This is a genomic window from Geitlerinema sp. PCC 9228 (genome assembly GCF_001870905.1).
In the GTDB taxonomy this organism is placed as follows: domain Bacteria; phylum Cyanobacteriota; class Cyanobacteriia; order Cyanobacteriales; family PCC-9228; genus PCC-9228.
The window spans coordinates 1-3,074 of record NZ_LNDC01000051.1 but is presented as its reverse complement, the minus strand read 5'-3'; the positions used below and the strand labels follow the sequence as shown (position 1 = coordinate 3,074).

The following is a 3,074-nucleotide window of genomic DNA, read 5'->3' as shown; positions in this document are numbered from 1 at the left end:
TCCAACCCGATTACTACCTAGCCTGGAACGGACGGGGCAATGCCCTAAAAGATTTAGGAAGAAAGGAAGAAGCGCTAGCTAGTTGTGACCGAGCCTTACAAATCCAACCCGATTTCTACAAAGCCTGGAACGGACGGGGCCATGCCCTATACGAGTTAGGAAGAAAGGAAGAAGCGCTAGCCAGTTTTGACCGAGCCTTACAAATCCAACCCGATGACTACAAAGCCTGGTACAACCGGGGCCATGCCCTAGACGATTTAGGAAGAAAGGAAGAAGCGCTAGCCAGTTGTGACCGAGCCTTACAAATCCAACCCGATGACTACCAAGCCTGGAACAATCGGGGCGCTGCCCTATACGAGTTAGGAAGAAAGGAAGAAGCGCTAGCCAGTTTTGACCGAGCCTTACAAATCCAACCCGATGACTACCAAGCCTGGAAAACCGGGGCAATGCCCTAAAAGATTTAGGAAGAAAGGAAGAAGCGCTAGCTAGTTATGACCGAGCCTTACCAATCCAACCCGATTTCTACCAAGCCTGGAACGGACGGGGCGTTGCCCTAGACGATTTAGGAAGAAAGGAAGAAGCGCTAGCTAGTTATGACCGAGCCTTACAAATCCAACCCGATTACTACGGAGCCTGGGCAAATCGTGGTCAGACAGTAAGAAATATTACCACTCGGTCACTACAAGAATTGGTAGCGACAACAATTACAGTACAGCATCCCCAACTCCAGAAAGCGGGATATACAGGCGAACTGGCTAGCTATGAAGTCGGCTTGCAATACTGCCAGCGCCAAACCCATCCCAAAGGCTGGGGTAGGCTGCATTACCACATGGCTCGGGCACACTTCATTTATGGCAAAAAACAAACCTATGCTGGTTCCTATTTCCACAAAGCCGTCTCCGAATACGAGCAAGCCTTGGAAACGCTCACCTTTGATGCCTATCCCGAATACCATTTAGAAGTCGTGCGAGATTTCATGAAAGCCTTACTAGGGTTGAGACAGCGCCAACAAGCCAAACAATGGCAGCAACATGGAGTCGCTTGCTTGCAGGAGTTGGTCAACCAACGCTATCGCAGCCAAGGCAAATACGGCGTTGCCCAATTGCAACTGAAATTTATGAACTTCAAGTTGTGGTCGGTAGACTTTTGGTTGCAAGAAGGTAACTGGGGGCAAGCTTGGCAGTCGGCAGAATTGAACAAAAATCAGAATCTTACTTGGCTGCTGCACCCGGGAACCCACGACTTGACCCGCAGCTATAGCGAAATTGTACCGAACTTAGGCGAAGATACTGCCTTGGTTGCCTGGCACGATAGCGGCAACTTACTGGCAACCTTTATTTTACAGCCCGGTGCCACCATTCCCCAAGTTTTGGGGCAGGAACTTTCCGGCGATGCCTTGTGGGATTCGTTGCAGCAACAGCACCAACAATTCCAAACCTGGCTGCAAGAATGGAACCGAGACTATCAAGACTACGGCAAAAAAGCCGGCAAAACTGGCAATTCCAACCATTCCTGGCGGCAAAACATGGCATCGCGCCTGCAACAACTGTACCAAATTCTGCGCATCGACGACATTGTTGCCCAACTGCAAGTATCGCGCCTGCTGCTGGTTCCCCATCGGGATTTGCACCGCTTGCCCCTGCATGACCTCTTTCCCGAAACCTTCACCATCGCCTACCTTCCCAGCGCCGAATTTTACCACCAACGTTCCCCAGAAACCACCACCGCCACCCATTCCCTGCTAAGCATCGAACATCCCAACAACGACCTAGAAACCGCCCAAGTCGAATCCCATCTCATCACCCAACTGTTTTCCCAAACCACGCGCCTCGCCAGCCACACTGCCACCGCCAACAACATCCAAACCGCCCTTCCCCAGTCCCACAACTGCCTGCATTTCACCGGTCACGCCCAACACAACTTACACCATCCCCAAAAATCCTCCCTCGCATTAGCCGGCGCAGACCAACTCACCGTCGCCGACTTACAAAACTTCGATTTAAGCCATTATTTTCTCGTCAGCCTCTCCGCCTGCGAAACCGGCATAACCGGTAGCCTTGACATCGAAACCGAATACGTGGGTCTAGCCAGTGCCTTCCTCGACAGAGGCGTTTCCCGGGTTGTCAGTACCCTGTGGTACGTTCCTTCCGAAGCCAGCAGTTGGATAGCTGTTTGGTTTTACCGCTACCTACAAAAAGGACAACTGCCCGCCACCGCCCTACAAAAAGCCACTCACAAAATCCGCTATCTCACCCAAGCCCACCAGGAACGCTACTACCGCTGGCTGCAAAAAAGAATATCCAAAAGCGATGGTTTAAAACCCTTTCTTGATAGCCAATTGCACCATCTCGAACAGCTAGACACCTCCCAAAAACGCCAACATCGCCCCTTCCAACATCCCTACTACTGGGCAGCGTTTACCATTTCCGGCGGATTTTGATAACTGGAAGCATGGGAGCGTGGGAGCGTGGGAGCTTGGGGGCTTGGGAGCATGGGAGCTTGGGAGCATGGGAGCTTGGGAGTATCGGATTTCAGTAAGTGTCAAGAAAAAATTCAAAAATGATTTATAAAAGTACATTCAAGTATACCATTTCCTGAATAGTCTGCAAGAAATAATAGGGGCATTTTTTTAGGGACGCAACGCGTGAGCGCCTCTACCAGGGCAATTGGAAAAATTCAGATAATTGTTGTATTTTTTTCAGAAAATGGTATGATACGAAATCAGATATTGCTAAACCACAAACATAACCCGAACCGTCCCCCTTTACAAGGGGGACAACAGGGGGTTATACCTAATTGAACATTGGTGGAAGTAAATCAAGTCTACAGCCGGATTTCATATAAGTATACCATTTCCTGAATAGTATGCAATAGATAACAGAGGCATTTTTGTAGGGACGTAACGCGTGAGCACCTCTACCAGGGCAATTGGAAAAATTCAGATAATTGTTGTATTTTTTTTTTCAGAAAATGGTATGATACGAAATCAAATATTGCTAAACCACAAACATAACCCGAACCGTCCCCCTTTACAAGCAGGGCTGTTTCATTTTCGGGGGGAAATTCTAAAAAAA

At 49.2% G+C, this 3,074-nt stretch carries 2 protein-coding genes and 1 pseudogene; all 3 read left to right on the top strand.

From position 1 onward, the window contains the following. Positions 1-455: tetratricopeptide repeat protein (locus AS151_RS21920; RefSeq protein WP_170861302.1), on the top strand; the 455-nt coding region annotated here is incomplete at its 5' end. Beyond that, positions 431-577 (top strand): annotated as a pseudogene (locus tag AS151_RS23205) (tetratricopeptide repeat protein); the annotation flags it as partial. The gene AS151_RS21920 and the pseudogene AS151_RS23205, both read left to right, overlap by 25 nt. 111 nt (positions 578-688) lie before the next feature. Then, a complete protein-coding gene (locus AS151_RS03665; RefSeq protein ID WP_071515710.1) occupies positions 689-2,440 on the top strand; it encodes a CHAT domain-containing protein in 1,752 nt (583 codons plus the stop codon). Positions 2,441-3,074 lie beyond the last annotated feature (634 nt).